Origin of the sequence: Serratia oryzae, from assembly GCF_001976145.1 — a bacterium.
Lineage (GTDB): Bacteria > Pseudomonadota > Gammaproteobacteria > Enterobacterales > Enterobacteriaceae > Chania > Chania oryzae.
The window spans coordinates 192448-210318 of sequence record NZ_MOXD01000008.1 but is presented as its reverse complement, the minus strand read 5'-3'; the positions used below and the strand labels follow the sequence as shown (position 1 = coordinate 210318).

General features: G+C 55.5%; 16 protein-coding genes and 3 tRNA genes. 9 read left to right on the top strand and 10 right to left on the bottom strand.

Features of this window, described 5'->3' with window-relative positions:
• Positions 1 to 47: 47 nt before the first annotated feature.
• Positions 48 to 1076 carry an EF-P beta-lysylation protein EpmB gene (gene epmB, locus BMI79_RS15795; RefSeq protein ID WP_076943080.1) on the bottom strand — a complete coding sequence of 343 codons (1029 nt, stop codon included), beginning with the start codon at positions 1074 to 1076 and terminating at the stop codon, positions 48 to 50.
• 41 nt (positions 1077 to 1117) lie between these two features.
• Here epmB and efp point away from each other — a divergent pair, with 41 nt between their 5' ends.
• Both efp and sugE read left to right on the top strand, forming a co-directional pair.
• Positions 1118 to 1684, top strand: a complete 567-nt coding sequence (gene efp, locus BMI79_RS15790) for an elongation factor P (protein ID WP_076943079.1) — start codon at positions 1118 to 1120, stop codon at positions 1682 to 1684.
• Between the two features lie 200 nt (positions 1685 to 1884).
• Positions 1885 to 2202 (top strand): quaternary ammonium compound efflux SMR transporter SugE, encoded by a 318-nt coding sequence (gene sugE, locus BMI79_RS15785; protein ID WP_076943078.1) that lies wholly within the window; start codon positions 1885 to 1887, stop codon positions 2200 to 2202.
• Here sugE and blc read toward each other — a convergent pair.
• The 5 genes from blc to frdA all read right to left on the bottom strand — a co-directional run bounded on the left by blc (position 2196) and on the right by frdA (position 6388).
• Positions 2196 to 2729 carry an outer membrane lipoprotein Blc gene (gene blc, locus BMI79_RS15780; RefSeq protein ID WP_076943077.1) on the bottom strand — a complete coding sequence of 178 codons (534 nt, stop codon included), beginning with the start codon at positions 2727 to 2729 and terminating at the stop codon, positions 2196 to 2198. The two genes, sugE and blc, sit on opposite strands and share 7 nt — an antisense overlap.
• A 354-nt stretch (positions 2730 to 3083) precedes the next feature.
• Positions 3084 to 3443: a fumarate reductase subunit FrdD gene (gene frdD / locus BMI79_RS15775; protein WP_076943076.1), complete on the bottom strand. Its 360-nt coding sequence runs from the start codon at positions 3441 to 3443 to the stop codon at positions 3084 to 3086.
• A 12-nt stretch (positions 3444 to 3455) separates the two neighbouring features.
• Entirely contained in the window at positions 3456 to 3848 is a 393-nt protein-coding gene (frdC, locus tag BMI79_RS15770) for a fumarate reductase subunit FrdC (protein WP_076943075.1), read from the bottom strand.
• A gap of 16 nt (positions 3849 to 3864) precedes the next feature.
• Complete coding sequence (locus tag BMI79_RS15765) at positions 3865 to 4599, bottom strand: succinate dehydrogenase/fumarate reductase iron-sulfur subunit (protein WP_076943074.1); 735 nt, start codon at positions 4597 to 4599, stop codon at positions 3865 to 3867.
• Positions 4592 to 6388: a fumarate reductase (quinol) flavoprotein subunit gene (gene frdA / locus BMI79_RS15760; protein ID WP_076943073.1), complete on the bottom strand. Its 1797-nt coding sequence runs from the start codon at positions 6386 to 6388 to the stop codon at positions 4592 to 4594. Before frdA ends, BMI79_RS15765 begins: the two co-directional genes overlap by 8 nt.
• A gap of 395 nt (positions 6389 to 6783) precedes the next feature.
• Between frdA and epmA the strand changes: the two genes are divergently transcribed.
• Complete coding sequence (epmA, locus tag BMI79_RS15755; RefSeq protein ID WP_076943072.1) at positions 6784 to 7761, top strand: elongation factor P--(R)-beta-lysine ligase; 978 nt, start codon at positions 6784 to 6786, stop codon at positions 7759 to 7761.
• Positions 7762 to 7811: 50 nt separating this feature from the next.
• Here epmA and mscM read toward each other — a convergent pair whose 3' ends face one another.
• The 3 genes from mscM to rsgA form a co-directional block, all read right to left on the bottom strand.
• Positions 7812 to 11165: a miniconductance mechanosensitive channel MscM gene (mscM, locus tag BMI79_RS15750; protein WP_076943071.1), complete on the bottom strand. Its 3354-nt coding sequence runs from the start codon at positions 11163 to 11165 to the stop codon at positions 7812 to 7814.
• 19 nt (positions 11166 to 11184) lie between these two features.
• On the bottom strand, positions 11185 to 12072 hold the full coding sequence (gene asd, locus BMI79_RS15745) for an archaetidylserine decarboxylase (RefSeq protein WP_076943070.1): 888 nt from the start codon (positions 12070 to 12072) through the stop codon (positions 11185 to 11187).
• Between the two features lie 86 nt (positions 12073 to 12158).
• On the bottom strand, positions 12159 to 13208 hold the full coding sequence (rsgA, locus tag BMI79_RS15740; RefSeq protein ID WP_076943069.1) for a small ribosomal subunit biogenesis GTPase RsgA: 1050 nt from the start codon (positions 13206 to 13208) through the stop codon (positions 12159 to 12161).
• 150 nt (positions 13209 to 13358) lie between these two features.
• Between rsgA and orn the strand changes: the two genes are divergently transcribed.
• From orn to BMI79_RS15720, 4 genes are all read left to right on the top strand, one after another.
• Entirely contained in the window at positions 13359 to 13904 is a 546-nt protein-coding gene (orn, locus tag BMI79_RS15735; protein ID WP_076943068.1) for an oligoribonuclease, read from the top strand.
• Positions 13905 to 14085: 181 nt separating this feature from the next.
• Positions 14086 to 14161: transfer RNA gene (locus BMI79_RS15730), tRNA-Gly, on the top strand.
• Between the two features lie 65 nt (positions 14162 to 14226).
• Positions 14227 to 14302 (top strand) — tRNA-Gly (locus tag BMI79_RS15725).
• Positions 14303 to 14356: 54 nt separating this feature from the next.
• Positions 14357 to 14432: transfer RNA gene (locus BMI79_RS15720), tRNA-Gly, on the top strand.
• 299 nt (positions 14433 to 14731) lie between these two features.
• On the opposite strand, the gene queG is transcribed toward BMI79_RS15720, so the two are convergent.
• Positions 14732 to 15871: a tRNA epoxyqueuosine(34) reductase QueG gene (gene queG / locus BMI79_RS15715; RefSeq protein ID WP_076943067.1), complete on the bottom strand. Its 1140-nt coding sequence runs from the start codon at positions 15869 to 15871 to the stop codon at positions 14732 to 14734.
• Between queG and nnr the strand changes: the two genes are divergently transcribed.
• Positions 15870 to 17384, top strand: a complete 1515-nt coding sequence (gene nnr / locus BMI79_RS15710) for a bifunctional ADP-dependent NAD(P)H-hydrate dehydratase/NAD(P)H-hydrate epimerase (RefSeq protein WP_076943066.1) — start codon at positions 15870 to 15872, stop codon at positions 17382 to 17384. The two genes, queG and nnr, sit on opposite strands and share 2 nt — an antisense overlap.
• A gap of 10 nt (positions 17385 to 17394) precedes the next feature.
• The gene (tsaE, locus tag BMI79_RS15705) at positions 17395 to 17865 is read left to right on the top strand and encodes a tRNA (adenosine(37)-N6)-threonylcarbamoyltransferase complex ATPase subunit type 1 TsaE (protein ID WP_076943065.1); all 471 of its coding nucleotides are present in this window, start codon (positions 17395 to 17397) and stop codon (positions 17863 to 17865) included.
• The last annotated feature ends 6 nt before the right edge of the window (positions 17866 to 17871 follow it).

Below are 17871 nucleotides of genomic sequence, written 5' to 3'. Positions count from 1 at the left end.
GGCGTCGTGCATAATCGAGAGGAATGCCCAGGCATTCCTCTAAGCGATCACTCTTGCGTCAGGCGCAGATCTAACGGGGTTTTGCTGGGCTCACCGCCCACTTCACGCGCCAGGCGTGGCACCAGATAGCCAGAAACCTTGCTCAACAGGCCTTTCATAATCATGCGCGCTTCATCATCGCTAACCATAAAGTGAGCAGCTCCCTGGACTTTGTCCAAGACGTGTAGGTAGTAGGGCAGGATCCCGGCATCAAATAGCGCGTTACTCAGTGCGGCCAGCGTGTCGGCACAGTCGTTGATGCCGCGCAGCAGCACGCTCTGATTCAGCAGGGTAACGCCTGCGCTGCGAAGCTGTGCCATACTTTCACGCAGTTCCTGGTCGATTTCGTTGGCATGGTTGATATGCGTCACCATCAGCACCTGTAGGCGCGATGCCGACAGCCGTTGGCAGAGCTCGGCGGTAATACGGGCAGGGATTACCACCGGCAAGCGCGTATGAATCCGCAGGCGTTTCAGGTGCGGGATGCTTTCCAGTTCCCCGATCAGCCAGGCAAGTTCGTGATCTTTGGCCATCAGCGGATCGCCACCGGAGAAAATGATTTCATCCAGCTCCGGGTGCTGGCGGATATACTCCAGCGCTAGGCGCCAGTTTGCCTTGTTTCCCTGGTTATCCTGATACGGGAAATGGCGGCGGAAACAGTAGCGGCAATTGACCGCACAGCCGCCTTTCACCAGCAGCAGGGCGCGGTTGCGGTATTTATGCAACAGGCCCGGCACCACGCTGCGCTGTTCATCCAGCGGATCGGTGGTGAAGCCGGGGGCCGTGATAAACTCTTCGCGGGCGGTCAGCACTTGGCGCAACAGTGGGTCATTGGCATCGCCGGGCTGCATGCGCGCAGCAAAGGCGCGCGGCACGCGCAGGGCAAACAGACGGCGGGCATCGCGCCCCTGCGGCAGTTCCGGGTGGGTATTCAGCGATAAAAGATGCAGTAGTTCATCGGGATCGGTAATAACATCGGCGAGTTGATGCAACCAATCTTCTCTATCCGCCGCGTTTTGGGTTACAATGTGTGCCATTTTTTGGCTAAGCTACCAATTTAAATATTCAGAGGGCCATTATGGCGACTTATTCTAGCAACGATTTCCGTCCGGGTCTTAAAATCATGTTCGAGGGCGAACCTTACGCTGTCGAAGCCAGTGAGTTCGTAAAACCGGGCAAAGGCCAGGCTTTCGCACGCGTGAAAATGCGTCGTCTGCTGACCGGTACTCGCGTTGAGAAGACCTTTAAATCTACGGATTCCTGTGAAGGTGCAGACGTTGTAGATACTAACATGAACTATCTGTACAACGACGGTGAGTTCTTCCACTTCATGCACCCTGAGACGTTTGAACAGCATCAGGTTGAAGAGAAAACCGTGTCCGACGTAGCAAAATGGCTGCAGGATAATGCGGAATGTATCGTTACCCTGTGGGATGGCCGCCCGATCGCCGTGCAGCCGCCAAACTTCATCGAAGCAGAGGTGACTGACACCGATCCAGGTCTGAAAGGTGATACCGCAGGTACCGGCGGCAAGCCAGCGACCCTGAGCACCGGCGCAGTAGTGAAAGTGCCATTGTTCGTGCAGATCGGCGAAGTGATCAAAGTTGACACCCGCTCTGGCGAATACGTTTCTCGCGTAAAATAATTTCTGTTTAGAGGAGCCACGGTTTGCGTGGCTCCTCTGATTTTCTTCTTTCTTACCGGTTTACCCTTCAGCCCTATAGAGCGATTGTCGCCTTTCGGCGCAACGTTAGTTATTATCTCTATCTTCACCCAGCCAGGCGGGACGACCCATCTGCGCATCTTGTTGTCTGGGGACGACCCCATCAGTTCTGGAGCCTGTTCATGGCGTGGATCATTTTGATTTTTGCTGGCCTGCTTGAGGTCGTGTGGGCGATTGGCCTGAAATATACCCATGGTTTTACCCGTCTGACTCCGAGCATCATTACGGTTGCTGCTATGGTGGTCAGTATGATCTTGCTGGCTAATGCGATGAAAACGCTGCCCGCTGGCACCGCTTATGCGGTGTGGACCGGGATCGGTGCGGTTGGGGCAGCGGTAATGGGCATGGTGCTACTCGGCGAATCGACCAATATCATGCGCATTCTCAGCTTATGTTTGATCGTCGCCGGTATTTTAGGGCTGAAATTCAGCAGTCACTGAGCGGTTGGCTGTTTCACCCACACCAGGGCTGTGGTATCAAAACCATAGCCTTTGGCGACCTGCACTAACCTGTCGCGCGTGGCGGCGTCGATCGTTGGCGTGCGTGACAGGATCCACAGATAGTCGCGGTTCGGGCCGGCAACCAGCGCGTAGCGGTATTCAGGATCCAGATCGATCACGTTATAGCCACCATAGAACGGGCCGAAAAACGACACCTTCAACGAGGCAACCTGCGGCGAGCCGATAAAATAGGCTTTCCCTTGGCTCTCCTGCCACTGCTGTTTCTGTGCATTAAATCCCCGGTTAACCACTTTCAGGCCGCCGTCTGCGCGCGGGCTGTAATTGGCCGTCACCTGCTCCAGGCCACGTTCAAAGCGGTGATCCAGACGGGCGATTTCATACCAGGTGCCGAGATAGCGCTGGCTGTCAAAGTTATCCACCACCTTGAGATCTTTTGGTGGGGTCACGCTGCAGGCAACGGAGATCAGGGCAGATAACATCACCCCCAGTTTTGACCAAAAACGCATAAGTAACACCTGTTTATCAGTAGAAGATATACCCAAAATAATTCGAGTTGCTTGTAGGCGGCAACGGAGTGACAAATCAGTCAAAGACTGATTTGAACAGCGCTTGCACTGGCCCGTAGAGTGAGCCTCTTTGAGGCTCATAAGCCCCAGGAGCTTACTCAAGTCAGTGACTGGGGTGAGTGACAAATCTGCTTGGCAGATTTGAACGCTGCTTGCAGCGGCCCCGAAGGGGCGAGGCCCATTATGGGCCGAGTAATGCAGCCGACACCCAAGCAACTTGAAGTATGACGGGTATAAACAGTTTATAACATATGGCAAGGGGTGGCGGCCAACGGAGGCTGGCCGCCGGGGGATTTACAAGGTGACGACGCCGATCAGTGCCACGACGCTCAGGATCGCTGCCAGGCCGTAGAACACCCATTTGCCGGCGGGCACATGGATTTTCAGGTCATGCATGGCATGGTGGATACGGTGTAGCCCGCACCACAGCGGCAGAATGATCATCAACAGCAGGAACAGACGGCCGATCCAGCTTTGGCAGAATGCCAGTACGCGCTCATAGCCTAATGCGTCACCGGGGAACAGGCCAAGGGGCAGCATAATACCGACCAGCAGCACGATAGCGGGAGCAACGATCGCCCCCCACATGCCACCGGCACCAAATAATCCCCAGAAAACCGGCTCATCAGAGCGTTTAGGTGCTTGATTTATCATGTTTCCTCCGGGTTAGATTAAGGCGACGGCGAGAATGATCACCGTGACGGCAATCGTTACGGCCCACAGTGCCTTAACGATCGGCTCTGGCCCCATTTTTTCGCTGTTTACCACGATATTGGCGGCTTTAGGCGCCAGATCGAACCAGGTTTTGGTGTGCAGCACCGCGGCCAGCAGGGTGATGATATTAATCAGCAGCACCAGCGGGTTTTGCAGGAAGCCGACAAAACCGGCCCAGCTTTCAGGGCCGCCTTTCAGCGCAAAAACGCCGTAGATCAGCACGATGCTGAACCAGGTTGCAGGCACCGATGTACCTTCACGCAGCATGTAGAAACGGTAAAAACCGAGCTTCTGCCACCAGGTGGGTGTCATGGTACGCACATAGGGTTTACGTTGTGTTGTCATTGCTGTCTCCTCTCCCTTATTGCGGTTTCAGCATTGCGATCATGAAGTCTTTGGCACTTTCTACCTTGCCCTGCTGGATCGCAGCGGCCGGGTCGACGTGTTTCGGGCAGACTTCAGAGCAGTAGCCAACAAACGTACAGGTCCAGACACCGTTCTGGCCGTTGAGCTGCGGCATGCGTTCTTTCTTGCCGTGATCGCGGTTATCCAGGTTGTAACGGTGTGCCAGCGTGATCGCCGCCGGGCCGATAAATTCCGGGTTGAGACCGAACTGTGGGCAAGCGGCATAGCACAGGCCACAGTTGATGCAGCCGGAGAACTGATGGTATTTCGCCATCTGCGCCGGGGTCTGCACGTTCGGGCCGTCTTCCGGCTTACGATCGTTGCCGATGATGTAAGGCTTAATCGCTTCCAGGCTTTCGATAAAGTGGGTCATATCGACCACCAGATCGCGTTCGATCGGGAAGTTGCCCAGCGCTTCAACCTTCATACCGGCGGTGTATTCGCGCAGGAAGGTTTTACAGGCCAGTTTCGGCACGCTGTTGACCATCATGCCGCATGAACCGCAAATGGCCATACGGCATGACCAGCGGTAGGACAGATCGGGTGCCAGGTTATCTTTGATATAACCCAGGGCATCCAGCAGCGAAGTCTGCTCATCGTAAGGCACGCTGTAAGTCTCGAAATGCGGCTCTGCGTCGCGTTCCGGGTTGTAGCGCATCACTTCGATTTTCAGGTTTTTCATCTCAGCCATTCGCCTGCTCCTTATCCTTTTTCTCCTGTGCATCGGCTTCGGCACCGTAAACACGTTTGGCCGGTGGCAGCTTGGTGATTTTCACGTCGCTATACTCCAGGCGAGGCGCCCCCTGCGGGTTGTGGAACGCCAGCGTATGTTTCAGGAAGTTCACATCGTCACGCTCGGTGCAGCCTTCGTCTAAGCGTTGGTGCGCCCCGCGCGATTCTTTACGGTTGAAGGCGGAGTGCGCCATACATTCAGCAACGTCCAACCCGTAACCCAGTTCAATGGTATAGAGCAGATCGGTGTTGAACACGTTGGTGGTATCGGTGATTTTGACGCGCTTGAAGCGCTCTTTCAGCTCTGCCAGCTTATCGATGGTTTTCTGCATCAGTTCCGGCGTGCGGTAGATACCGCAGCCTTCTTCCATCGACAGGCCCATTTCGTCGCGGATCTTCGCCCAGTTCTCGTTGCCTTCCTGCTTCATCAGGTTGCTGAGACGGGTTTCCACGTCACGGCCCTGTGCGTCGAGCGCGCTGCCGTTGGCCGGGCCACTTTCCAGCGCACGGCGTGCGGCGTGTTCACCGGCTACGCGGCCAAAGACCACCAGTTCTGCCAGCGAGTTAGAGCCCAGGCGGTTTGCACCGTGCAGGCCAACGGAGGAACATTCCCCCACCGCGAACAGCCCTTTAATGCGGGTTTCGCAGTTCTGATCGGTCTCGATCCCACCCATGGTGTAGTGCGCGGTTGGGCGTACCGGGATCGGATCTTTAACCGGGTCAACGCCCACGTAGGCTTTTGCCAGTTCGCAGATGAACGGCAGGCGTTCCAGCAGTTTTTTCTCGCCCAGATGGCGCAGATCCAGATACACCACGTCACCACGCGGCGTGGGGATCGTACGGCCAGCACGCCATTCGTGCCAGAAAGCCTGGGACACTTTGTCACGCGGGCCCAGTTCCATATATTTGTTCTTCGGTTCGCCAAGTGGGGTTTCTGGGCCCATGCCGTAATCCTGCAGATAACGGTACCCGTCTTTATTGACCAGAATACCGCCTTCACCGCGGCAGCCTTCGGTCATCAGGATGCCAGAGCCCGGCAGACCGGTGGGGTGATACTGCACAAACTCCATATCACGCAGTGGCACACCGTGGTGGAATGCCATACCCATACCATCGCCGGTGACAATACCGCCATTGGTGTTATAACGGTAAACGCGGCCAGCCCCGCCGGTTGCCATGATCACCGCATTAGCGCGGATCTGCACGCGGGTGCCTTCCATCATGTTCATGGCGATCAGACCACGAGCCTGGCCGTCGTCCACCAGGATGTCCAACACGAAGTGCTCGTCAAAACGTTGAATTTGCGGATACTTCAGCGAGGTTTGGAACAAAGTGTGCAGCATATGGAAACCGGTTTTATCGGCGGCAAACCAGGTGCGTTCGATCTTCATGCCGCCGAAACGACGCACGTTGACCGAACCGTCCGGTTTGCGGCTCCACGGGCAACCCCACTGCTCAAGCTGGGTCATTTCACGCGGGCAACTGTGAACGAAGTGATCGACCACGTCCTGCTCGCACAGCCAGTCGCCCCCGGCAACGGTGTCTTGGAAGTGATAGTCATAGCTGTCGTGAGCTTGGGTGACAGCGGCGGAGCCCCCTTCGGCGGCTACCGTATGGCTGCGCATCGGGTAAACTTTAGATATCAGCGCGATTTTGAGTTGGGGATTGGCTTCCGCTGCAGCAATGGCTGCCCGTAAACCGGCTCCCCCAGCGCCAATAATGGCGAGGTCGGCGTTAAAGGTTTGCACTGCATTCCTCCAGTAGTCTTGTTAAAACGACAAAATGAAAATATCTATACTTAATATTTATAAAGCTCTTGGGTGATCGTTTGTTGAGCATGCCGTTTGGCTGAACATTAAGGATAGATAACTCCCGGCAAATGTAGGGATATCACTATACCTAAAGTTAAGTAGTAGAAATTTGATGTGATCGATTGTTTTGTCTTTTAACTGCTGGGCGAGAGGCATTCCTGTAAAAATAAGGGGTTGGCAGCCCTTTGACTCTAATTCATCGTATTAGCGGTGGTTTATATGGTGACTATGTTTTTTATGATTTTAAAAGATGCAGTGCGGTGGTGAAGAATTTGTTTGCATAGCAGGATACGAGTAGACTGCATCCCCTGTTTGATTTCGGAGTAATTATCATGAGCGAAACGGCAAGCTGGCAACCGAGTGCACCCATCGCCAATTTGTTGAAACGCGCGGCGATCTTGGCTGAGATCCGGCGTTTCTTTGCCGATCGTGGCGTATTGGAGGTGGAAACGCCTGCAATGAGCCAGGCGACGGTGACCGATATTCACCTGGTTCCGTTCCAGACGCGCTTCGTCGGGCCTGGGGCCGCAGATGGCCTGACGCTATACATGATGACCAGCCCGGAATACCACATGAAGCGCCTGCTGGCGGCCGGTAGCGGCCCGATTTATCAACTGGGGCGCAGTTTCCGTAATGAAGAAGCAGGGCGGCATCACAATCCTGAATTTACCATGCTGGAATGGTACCGGCTGCATTATGACATGTATCGCCTGATGAATGAGGTGGACGATCTATTGCAGCAGGTGCTGGATTGCGATAGCGCCGAGACCCTATCCTACCAGCAGGCATTTTTGCGCCATTTGGATATCGACCCACTCTCTGCAGAAAAACCGCAGCTGCGTGAAGCAGCGGCCAAGCTCGATCTGAGCAATATTGCCGATACTGAAGAAGATCGCGACACGCTGTTGCAACTGCTGTTTACCGTCGGCGTTGAGCCGCACATTGGCCGCGACAGGCCTGCGTTTGTGTATCATTTCCCGGCGTCGCAGGCGGCGTTGGCTGAAATCAGTACGGAAGATCACCGCGTAGCAGAGCGCTTTGAGGTTTACTTTAAAGGCATTGAGCTGGCGAACGGCTTCCGGGAATTGACCGACGGCAATGAACAGCGCCAGCGTTTTGAGCAAGATAACCGTAAGCGCGCAGCGCGCGGTCTGCCGCAGCAGCCGATTGACAATAACCTGCTGGATGCGTTGCAGCACGGCATGCCCGAGTGTGCCGGGGTGGCACTGGGGGTCGATCGTCTGGTGATGCTGGCGTTGGGAGCAGAGCGCCTGAGTGAAGTGATCGCCTTCCCGGTCGATCGGGCCTAAGCGTTACGCAAGACAAAAAAGGGTTTGGCACTGGCCAAACCCTTTTGCATTTATAATCCACCTGATTCGCGGCGATGATTTGGTGCCGCGGTGGAAGGTGGTGTGCGGCTGTTATTGCTCAGGCGCGACAGCGTTTCGGTACGCACCTGGAACGGTGGGTACGGCAGCGTAATACCATGCTCGCGGTAGCCGGCCAGAATCAACTGGTGGATCTCATGGCGCAGCGGCATACGGTGGCCCATTTCAGCGGCGTAAATTCGCAGCTCGAAGATCTGAATACCTTGCTGCAGATCGACCAGATACACTTCCGGTGCCGGAGTATCCAACACCAGTGCGCAGCGTTCGGCCGCGTTGGTCAGGATCTGGGTCACTTCTTCGCTGTTGGCCTCTGCCGGTGCCGGTACGGTGAGCACCACACGGGTCAGGGTGTCTGACAACGACCAGTTGATAAATTGCTCGGTAATAAATGCCTTGTTAGGCACGATGATCTCTTTGCGATCCCAATCCGAAATGGTGGTGGCGCGGGTGTTGATCTTGGTAACGCTGCCGGTGAGGTTGCGGATCGTCACGGTATCGCCAATGCGGATCGGCTTTTCAAACAGAATGATCAGGCCAGAGATAAAGTTGGAGAATATCTCCTGCATCCCGAAGCCCAAACCCACGCTGAGTGCGGTCACTACCCACTGCAGTTTTGACCATTCAATGCCGATCCACGAGAAGCTGAGGATCGCCCCAAACAGCAGCAACAGATACTTGGTAATGGTGGTGATGGCATAGCCGGTGCCCGGTGTCAGATCCAAGTGCTGCAATATCGCCAGCTCCAGCAACGCCGGTAGGTTACGCACCAGTTGCATGGTCACAATCACTACCAGAATGGCGATCAGCAGTGCCCCCATGGTGATCGGCTGGGCGGTATCGACCCCGTTGACCGTTGAAGTGACATCCCACAGCGTAATGTTTTCCAGGAAACCGAAAGCGGAATGGATCTCGGACCACAGGAAGATCACCGAAACCAGCGCGATCATCGTCAGGATCGAACGGACCAAGCGCAGGGACTGCGCGCTGATCACATCAAGATCGATCTCGGTATCATCCACCTCCATCGATCCTTCATTGCTGTTGGGGAGGGGCGATGTTTCGTCTTCGCCCTTGGCGCGCTGGGCCAGAATATCTGCCCGGCGCTGTTTGGCGCGATCGAAGGCAATGCGTCGCCGCTGAATCAGCATCCAGCGGCGGATAATGTGGTACACCACCAATAACAGGAACCAGATAGCCACTGACGTTTCCAGCCTGGCCAGCAGTTTCTGCGAGGTTGTCAGGTAACCAACGGTGGAAGCCAGCGCGGCAACCAGCGGTGCCGAAAGCAGCAGGCCCCAGAGCGCGGTGTTAACCAGGTTCTCGCCTGAGCCGTTTTTATCCAGATACAGCGGGATCCCGGCGCGTTTCAGGCTGTTGGTCACCAGGCTCAGCGCCAGGCACAGCAGGATGAAACACAGGCGGCCAAGGGTATTGGAGAATTCGCGTTCGTTCAGGTTATCGAAGGTGATCAGCGCCATAATCAGTGGCACGATCAGCCAGATCGACATCTTATAATAGCGCATGGCGCGGTAAACCTGCTGTGCCGGCCAGCGGAAATGCACGATAAACAGCCCTTGTGGATGGGCGAAGGCGGCGCTGATCATGCAGATCCACAGCACTGGCAGCGTGGCGGTAACGCCATCGCCGATCGCCACGGCCACCGGATAAGGCCAGGCGTTTTGCAGGCCGAAGCCTAACGCGGCCCACAGAACCGGTAAGGGTAATGCCACTAGGATCGACCAGAATACGGTGCGCAGTGTCAAAGTAAACTCATCTTGTGTCACCTTGCCAACCCGGCTGCTGGCGCGTGCCAGAAACGCATGATAGTGCTTGCGTGAGCTGATGCTGAAAATCACCAGCAGCAGCGCGCCGAAGATCGGCACCAGGGTTTCCTTGCTGGTGACCATCATCATCGAGGCCCCGCTGAGCTGCGTCAGCGTGTCCAGCGACAGCAGACGGGTCAGATCATGTGCAACGGCCAGCGGATAAGACAACGTGATCGGGCTGACGTCTGGCACCCAGAACAGATAACGGTGGGCGGCATCGCGGATTTCGTTCAGCGCATCGACCAACTGAGTATTGGCGACTTTCAGCTTGGTGAGTTCAAGGATTTGGGTATCACAGCCCGAAAGCAGCGAGTTAAGCAGCTCGCGCTGGGTGCGTATCTGCGCGTCGACAATGCGCTGCTGGGCGCTGGTCAGAGGGGAACCGTCGTCCTGCTTAAGCTCTTTAGCCTGTTGCGGCAGCTTTTCCAACTGGCTTTCAAAACGCAGGCGCTGCACGCGTAACTCGGCCATGGCGCTGTCCAGTTGCTGCGGTTTTGGCATTTCTGGCAGCGCAGCAACCTGTGCCCGTAAGGTTTCCCCCAGCGCGGAAGAGGTGCCCAACCATTGAGCCTGTTCGATAATGGTGCTGAGTGCTTGACGCACTTGCAGCGTTTGTGTGGCTGCCAAGCGTTGCTGAGAGGAGATCAGATCCATCTGTTGCGCCTGCTGGTTCAGGGCGCTGGACAGCTCGCGGTTGATCTGCAATTGCTGGCTGATACTCTTGGGCAGATCGCCGTTCTGCTCTGCCAACTGCTCGGTTTTTTCCAACGCCCGTTCGGCTTCGCGCTGACGTTGGCTGTTCAGATTGTTGCGTAGTGCCTGTAGCTGGCTATCCGTCTTTTCGTGGCGTGTCTTGTATACTTCGGCACGTATACGCGCCAGTTCCTGACGGTTGTTGGCCGAAAGCTGTGCCAGTTCCAGCTCATCCACCCTGGCTTTACGTGCTGCCGCCTCGGCCTGCAGCAACGTCAGTTGTGCTAGCGCCAATGGCGAGTTCTGGTTATTGCCTTGTGCCTGCAGGCGGCGCTGTATTTCTGTCAGCGCGCGCCGGGCCTCGGTCTGCTGTTGGGGGAGCTGGCTGAGAGAATCACTGATTTCGCGTGAACGTTCCTGCTCCTGTTGCAGCAGGCGCGCCTGTTCCAGCAATTGGCTGCTGGTTTGCAGAATCAGTTGTTCCAGTTCGCTGGCTGACAGATTGTCGCCATTCGGCAGAACTTTACTTTCCTCAATGGTCAACTGACGGCGCAGTTCCTGGGTCATTTTCGGAAAATCGTCAATAACCCTTTGATACTGTTCTGAATTATTCTTTGATTGCTTGCGCTCAGCCAGCCAGTTCAGGGCGCTTTGCAGCGCCTCGACCGTTTCTGCCTGATGAGGGGCGTTTTTGTTGCTCTCAGCCTGTTTCAGCTCCTGACGGAGCTGTGATTCGTTGGGAATGGGGGCGGCCAGAGCCGGTTGAATCAGTAATAAACTGAGCAATAACGAGATAATCAGGCGCACAGCGTCAATTCCTTCACATTTACGGTGTGGCAGCGTCTGACGCGGCGGCAACTTCAGCAAAGGCCGCACCCATACGGGTCACGGTGCCATTGTGCAACTGTGGGGCAAATTGCACGCTGCCCGGTGTGAACAGGTTGATCACCGTGGAACCGAGTTTGAAACGCCCCATTTCCTCGCCTTTTGCCAGCGCAATGGCACCTTCCTGACCTGCGGCCGGGTAGGTCCAGCGCTTGATAATGCCTTCGCGCGGTGGCGTGACGGTGCCAGCCCAGACGGTTTCGATGCTGCCAACAATGGTGGCACCGACCAGGATCTGCACCATCGGGCCTATAGCGCTGTCAAACAGGCAAATCACGCGTTCATTACGGGCAAACAGGTTTGGCACGTTTGCGGCGGTGAGCGGGTTTACCGAGAACAGATCGCCGGGAACGTAGATCATTTCGCGCAATACGCCATCGCACGGCATATGAACGCGATGATAGTCGCTAGGAGCCAGATAGGTGGTGGCAAACAAGCCGTTGCGGAATTGTTCTGCCAGCAGGTAATTGCCTGCCAGCAGCGCCTCCAGGCTGTAATGATGGCCTTTGGCCTGGAAAATCAGGTCGTCCTGGATCGGGCCTAGCTGGCTGATGGCACCATCGGCGGGTAAAGCCAGCACCTGCGGTTCGGCGACGATCGGGCGGGCACCTTCACGCAGCGGGCGCACGAAGAATTCGTTGAAGGTGGCATAAGAGGCCAGATCCGGATTCTGTGCTTCCTGCATATTCACGCGGTAATAGCGGGCGAACGCCTTCACCACCAGTCGGGTCAACCAACCGGCCTGTTTCTCGGCACCCCAACCCGCGAGACGGGTCAGTGCCAATTTTGGCAGCCAATACTGTAGTTTAATTTTGATGCTATCCAGCACGTTTAACCTCTTGAATAGGGATTTCCTGGTTCTTTCAAGCGGCAGCACCTTGGGCTGCAACCTGAAATCCATGGGTATATTTGGGCTTAACTTTCCGCTTCCGGGAAGTTTTTGCGGGTTTTTACCTGCGCCATGCTTTCCAGAATGCGGTGGTAGTTGTCGAAACGTTCTCTCGCTATGGCACCACTCTCCACCGCGGCGCGAATGGCGCAGCCAGGGTCGGTATCGTGGCGGCAATCACGGAACTTGCAACCGCCCAGGTAGTCACGAAATTCGACATAGGCACGGGTGATTTGTTCCGGCTCAAGGTGCCACAGGCCAAATTCACGCACTCCAGGGGAATCGATAACATCGCCACCATGCTGGAAGTGATACAACCGTGCCGCGGTGGTGGTATGTTGCCCGAGGCCAGAGACATCGGAAACCTCATTTACCAGAATTTGCTTTTCCGTTGCGGGTAACAGCGCGTTCAGCAGGCTGGATTTACCTACGCCGGACTGCCCGGCAAAGATGCTGATACGGTCAGCCAGTGCCTGCTCAAAGGCCGCCATTCCCTCGCGGGTCTGGCTGGAGACTTCCAGCACGCGATAGCCAACGCGCCGGTAGATATCCATCATGCCGTCAACCCGTTTGCGGGCTTCGGCGTCCAGCAGATCGATCTTATTGAGTACGATTAACGGCTCGACTTCCAGCGTTTCACAGGCCACCAGATAGCGATCGATCATATTGAGTGAAAGTTCAGGTAAGATCGCCGATACGATCACGATCTGATCGATATTGGCGGCGATCGGTTTCACACCGTCGTAGAAATCCGGGCGGTTCAGCACCGAAGTCCGCTCGTGTACCGCTTCAACGATACCTTTGACGCCTTCATGAGCACCTACGCCAGGGCGCCATACTACGCGATCGCCTGTCACCAGCGAGCGCAGGGTGCGGCGGATGTTGCAGCGATGCAGGGTGCCATCCGCTGCTTCAACGTCGGCATGCATACCGAAACGGCTGATGACGATCCCATCTTGTGGTTCGCCCAGTTGGGAATCGTCCAACTCTGGTTTATTGTCAGTGCGCTTAAGACGGCGCTGATGGTTCGCCTGCACGCGGCGTTGTTGACCTTTGGACAGTTTGTTCTTACTCACTGTGCCTCACTTGAATCGGCTTTTATCGCCCAGGACGAGCAAAAAGGCTATGATACACACTATTTTATATTAAATAACCGTTGTTAGCCGCCATTGGCTGTGGGTTTGCCAGCGTGTGGTTTATCTTTCGGCTTTTAAGCAGGAAATATCATGACAGGAAACGAAAATAACCTGATTTGGATCGATCTGGAGATGACCGGGCTGGATCCTGAGCGCGACCGGATTATTGAAATCGCGACGCTGGTGACCGATGCCAATCTGAATATCCTTGCCGAAGGGCCGGTGATCGCCGTGCATCAGTCTGATGAGCAACTGGCTCTGATGGATGATTGGAACGTGCGGACCCATACCGGCAGCGGGCTGGTGGCACGGGTCAAGACCAGCCAGTTAGACGAACGTGCCGCTGAGCTGGCCACCATTGCGTTTTTGCAGGAGTGGGTGCCTGCGGGCAAGTCGCCAATCTGTGGCAACAGCGTGGGCCAGGATCGTCGTTTCCTGTTCCGCTATATGCCGCTGTTGGAAGCTTACTTCCATTACCGTTATCTGGACGTCAGCACGTTAAAAGAGCTGGCGCGTCGTTGGAAGCCGGAAATTCTACCCGGTTTCAAGAAGCAGGGAACCCATCAGGCGTTAGACGATATCCGTGAATCGGTGGCGGAATTGGCGTATTACCGCGAGCATTTTATTCAGCTATAGTGCGGACAGCTCCTCTGAACGCCTTGCTGGCGCTTAATTCGCCACTTTGACGTTTAAAACAGCAATCAAACAAAATTCCCGTTTTTTTGCTTCCAGGGGCTTGCGGCGAAAAGGATTTCTCGTATAATGCGCACCCCGTACCGATGAAGAATTTAGTTCAGTTCAGCCATCGATACGCCGGGCGGGAATAGCTCAGTTGGTAGAGCACGACCTTGCCAAGGTCGGGGTCGCGAGTTCGAGTCTCGTTTCCCGCTCCAAATTCAACCATGCTGCCGATGTGGCATGATGAATAACAAGCAGTAAGAAGTAGTACCCATGCGACGCGGGAATAGCTCAGTTGGTAGAGCACGACCTTGCCAAGGTCGGGGTCGCGAGTTCGAGTCTCGTTTCCCGCTCCAAAAATTTCAAAGGCCATGCTGTTGTTGGTTGGCCGGATGCAAAAGCATCTCAATGCGGGAATAGCTCAGTTGGTAGAGCACGACCTTGCCAAGGTCGGGGTCGCGAGTTCGAGTCTCGTTTCCCGCTCCAATTTTCTCTCCAGATAAAACCCAGTTCTACGCCGCTCCTGGCGCGGTTCTTCTTCGGTTATTCAAATTCAGATGCAACGTTGTGAACAGAGTTATCCACAATTTGTGTACAAAATACCCGCAGTGCAAAAAATCAACGTTACGTTAATGAAAAATTTATCTAATTGATAATATTAACTATTTATTTCTTATAAAACGTTATCCCGATCACTTGCTCTTTTTGTTGCGGTTGAAAGACAAGGTGTTTTTATTTTTATGCACAAATCCACAGGGTGACTCTAGGGGGCGGAATGATAGATTTTATGCATCTCTCGGCAATCCTTTTTCTACCGCACGAATCAACCGTTTTTTCTGCTGGCTTTGCACGGTAATCCCTTGGGCCTCACGCCGAGCAAGCTGCTGCTGCAACGCCCAGTGGATATGTTCATCTAACATCGCGTTTTCCCCCTGACGGGCACGCAATGCGATCACGATCCGATCCTGATAAGGCGCGTTGCCAAGGGCGACGGCGATATTGCGTAGCCAGCGTAAGTGGCCAATGCGCCGGATGGCGGAACCTTCGGTGATACGCAGGAATTTTTCTTCGTTCCAACTGAACAGATCGATCAACTGTGGTGCATGTAGCGCCGCGCGCGGGCTGAAATCATCTTCATCCGTTAGTTGTGAAAAGCGATTCCATGGGCAGATAAGCTGGCAATCGTCGCAGCCGTAGATACGGTTGCCCATCAGGGAGCGGAATTCTTCTGGAATAGGGCCTTCCAGTTCGATGGTCAGGTAGGAAATACAGCGCCGGGCATCCACGGTATAGGGCGCAACAATAGCGCCGGTCGGGCAGGTGGTGATACAGGCTACGCAGCGGCCGCACTGTTCTTCCTGCGGCCGATCGACCGGCAGCGGTAAATCGATCAGCAACTCCCCCAAAAAGAACCAGGAGCCGGCTTCGCGATTGAGTATCAGTGAGTGTTTACCAACCCAGCCAATCCGGGCTTTGGCCGCCAACGCACGTTCCATGACCGGGGCCGAATCGACGAAGGGCCGAAAATTCAGTTCACCACAATAAGCCTGTATCTGTTCACCAAGCTTTTTTAGCCGCTGGCGCAGCAGCTTGTGATAATCACGCCCCAGCGCGTAACGGCTGACATAGCCGAGCTGCGCATTTTGCAGCGTGCTGGCAAAGGCGGCTTTGGCGGGCAGATAGTTCATCCGCACGCTGATCACGCGCAGCGTGCCGGGCAACAGTTCATGCGGCCGTGCGCGCAGCATGCCGTGGCGCGCCATCCAGGCCATTTCACCGTGATACTGTTTGTCCAGCCACGCCTGCAACTTGGGTTCTTCCACACTCAGATCGGTATCACAGATGCCAACCTGCTGGAATCCTAGCGATTGCCCCCATTGCTTGATATGTTGGGCGAGTTGAGCGAGATCGAGGGGATGTGTCATGACGAGCCATAGTGAGAAACCATACGCCGACAGTTTACCACATTCAGTCTGGTCTGCGGATTGGATCCGACAGGCGGAACCTGTTGCGGCCGCCGCGCTTGGCATTTCCCTCTATCTATTGATGTTGCGTGCCGGTTCTGCGGCTTACGCACTGGCGCGCGATAGCTATCCGGCCAGCCGCCACTGGCTGGTGCTGTGTGGCCATGGCAACAACGGCGGCGATGGTTATGTTGTTGCCCGTCTGGCGATGGCTGATGGCATTAAAGTGACACTCATTGCCTGTGAAGGCTCCCGTCCATTACCGCCAGAAGCAGCGAACGCACGGCAAGCCTGGCTGGACAGTGGCGGTGATATTCTGCCAGCCAGCAGCCGTTGGCCGCAGGATATCGATCTGATCATCGATGGCCTGCTCGGTACTGGGCTAGGTGCTGTGCCGCGCGCTCCGTATGATGCGCTGATCGAAGCTGCCAATCGCGCCTGTGCGCCGGTGATTGCGTTGGATATCCCTTCCGGCCTGCTAGCAGAAAGCGGTGCCGTACCGGGGGCCGTTATCCGCGCGGCACAGACTCTGACGTTTATTGCCCTCAAACCGGGGCTTCTGACCGGGCAAGCGCGTGACTGGGTTGGGCAACTTCATTACAGTTCGTTAGGATTGAGTGGTTGGCTGGCAAAGCAACCAGCGCAGATGAAGCGGATTACCGCTAGAGATCTTGGGCAGTGGCTGAAGCCGCGTCGCCCATGTTCTCACAAAGGCGATCATGGTCGTTTGCTGGTCATTGGCGGTGACTACGGCTTTGGTGGCGCCATCCGCATGGCGGCAGAGGCAGCACTGCGAAGCGGTGCTGGTTTGGTGCGAGTGCTTACTCACGTTGAACACGTCGGCCCATTGTTGACCGCGTGCCCGGAGCTGATGGTGCAGCGCCTGAGTGACGACGCGCTGCAACAGGCGCTCGAATGGGCCGATGTGGTGGTGATCGGCCCTGGGCTGGGGCAGGGTGACTGGGGCAAGAATGCGCTGAAGCTGCTGCAAACCAGTGATAAACCGGCATTATGGGACGCGGACGCACTGAACTTACTGGCATTACATCCTGAGAAGCGTCAGAATCGTGTGCTGACCCCCCATCCTGGCGAAGCGGCACGGTTATTGAATTGCAGCACGGTTGATATTGAGAGTGATCGCTTACTTGCGGTACGCAAGCTGGTGGCGCAATACGGTGGGGTGGCGCTGCTGAAAGGGGCCGGTACGCTGATTGCCGATCAGCAGGGTGACGTCGCGATCGCCGACGTCGGTAACGCCGGTATGGCATCAGGCGGCATGGGAGATGTGCTGTCGGGGATTATAGGTGGTTTGCTGGCACAAAAGCTTCCGCTGTATGATGCTGCCTGTGCAGGCTGTGTGGTGCACGGTGCCGCTGCAGATCTTGTGGCAGAAAAGCAAGGAACAAGAGGACTGCTGGCGACCGATCTGTTGCCGATGATCCCTCATTACGTTAATCCTGAGTTGGCAAAATAGATATTATCGAATGAAAGAACTCGTTTTACCTCTGCCGGATGAGGCAGCGACTGTCGCACTGGGTGCCGCTTTGGCTAAGGCGTGCGATCGTGCCAGCGTTATTTATCTTTACGGTGACTTGGGGGCGGGTAAAACCACCTTCAGCCGCGGTTTTCTGCAGGCTCTGGGCCATCAGGGCAACGTGAAAAGCCCGACGTATACCCTGGTTGAACCTTATGGGCTGCAACCGCTGGCGGTATATCACTTTGATCTGTATCGTTTAGCCGATCCGGAAGAACTCGAATTTATGGGTATTCGCGACTACTTTGCGCAGGATGCCATTTGCCTGGTGGAATGGCCGCAACAGGGGACTGGTGTATTGCCCGACCCCGACCTGGAGCTGCATCTCAGTTACCATGATGCAGGCCGACAGGCGCAGATTCAGGCGATTTCCGCCTATGGTGCCCAGCTTTTAGACCGTATTGATGGGCAACAGGGATGACGTTTT

Coding starts and splice junctions, on each gene's coding strand:
- efp (WP_076943079.1), top strand. CDS start 1,118: ATGGCGACTTATTCTAGCAACGATTTCCGTCCGGGTCTTAAAATCATG.
- frdC (WP_076943075.1), bottom strand. CDS start 3,848: ATGACAACACAACGTAAACCCTATGTGCGTACCATGACACCCACCTGG.
- queG (WP_076943067.1), bottom strand. CDS start 15,871: ATGACACATCCCCTCGATCTCGCTCAACTCGCCCAACATATCAAGCAA.
- BMI79_RS15765 (WP_076943074.1), bottom strand. CDS start 4,599: ATGGCTGAGATGAAAAACCTGAAAATCGAAGTGATGCGCTACAACCCG.
- frdD (WP_076943076.1), bottom strand. CDS start 3,443: ATGATAAATCAAGCACCTAAACGCTCTGATGAGCCGGTTTTCTGGGGA.
- nnr (WP_076943066.1), top strand. CDS start 15,870: ATGACGAGCCATAGTGAGAAACCATACGCCGACAGTTTACCACATTCA.
- sugE (WP_076943078.1), top strand. CDS start 1,885: ATGGCGTGGATCATTTTGATTTTTGCTGGCCTGCTTGAGGTCGTGTGG.
- epmA (WP_076943072.1), top strand. CDS start 6,784: ATGAGCGAAACGGCAAGCTGGCAACCGAGTGCACCCATCGCCAATTTG.
- blc (WP_076943077.1), bottom strand. CDS start 2,729: ATGCGTTTTTGGTCAAAACTGGGGGTGATGTTATCTGCCCTGATCTCC.
- epmB (WP_076943080.1), bottom strand. CDS start 1,076: ATGGCACACATTGTAACCCAAAACGCGGCGGATAGAGAAGATTGGTTG.
- tsaE (WP_076943065.1), top strand. CDS start 17,395: ATGAAAGAACTCGTTTTACCTCTGCCGGATGAGGCAGCGACTGTCGCA.
- orn (WP_076943068.1), top strand. CDS start 13,359: ATGACAGGAAACGAAAATAACCTGATTTGGATCGATCTGGAGATGACC.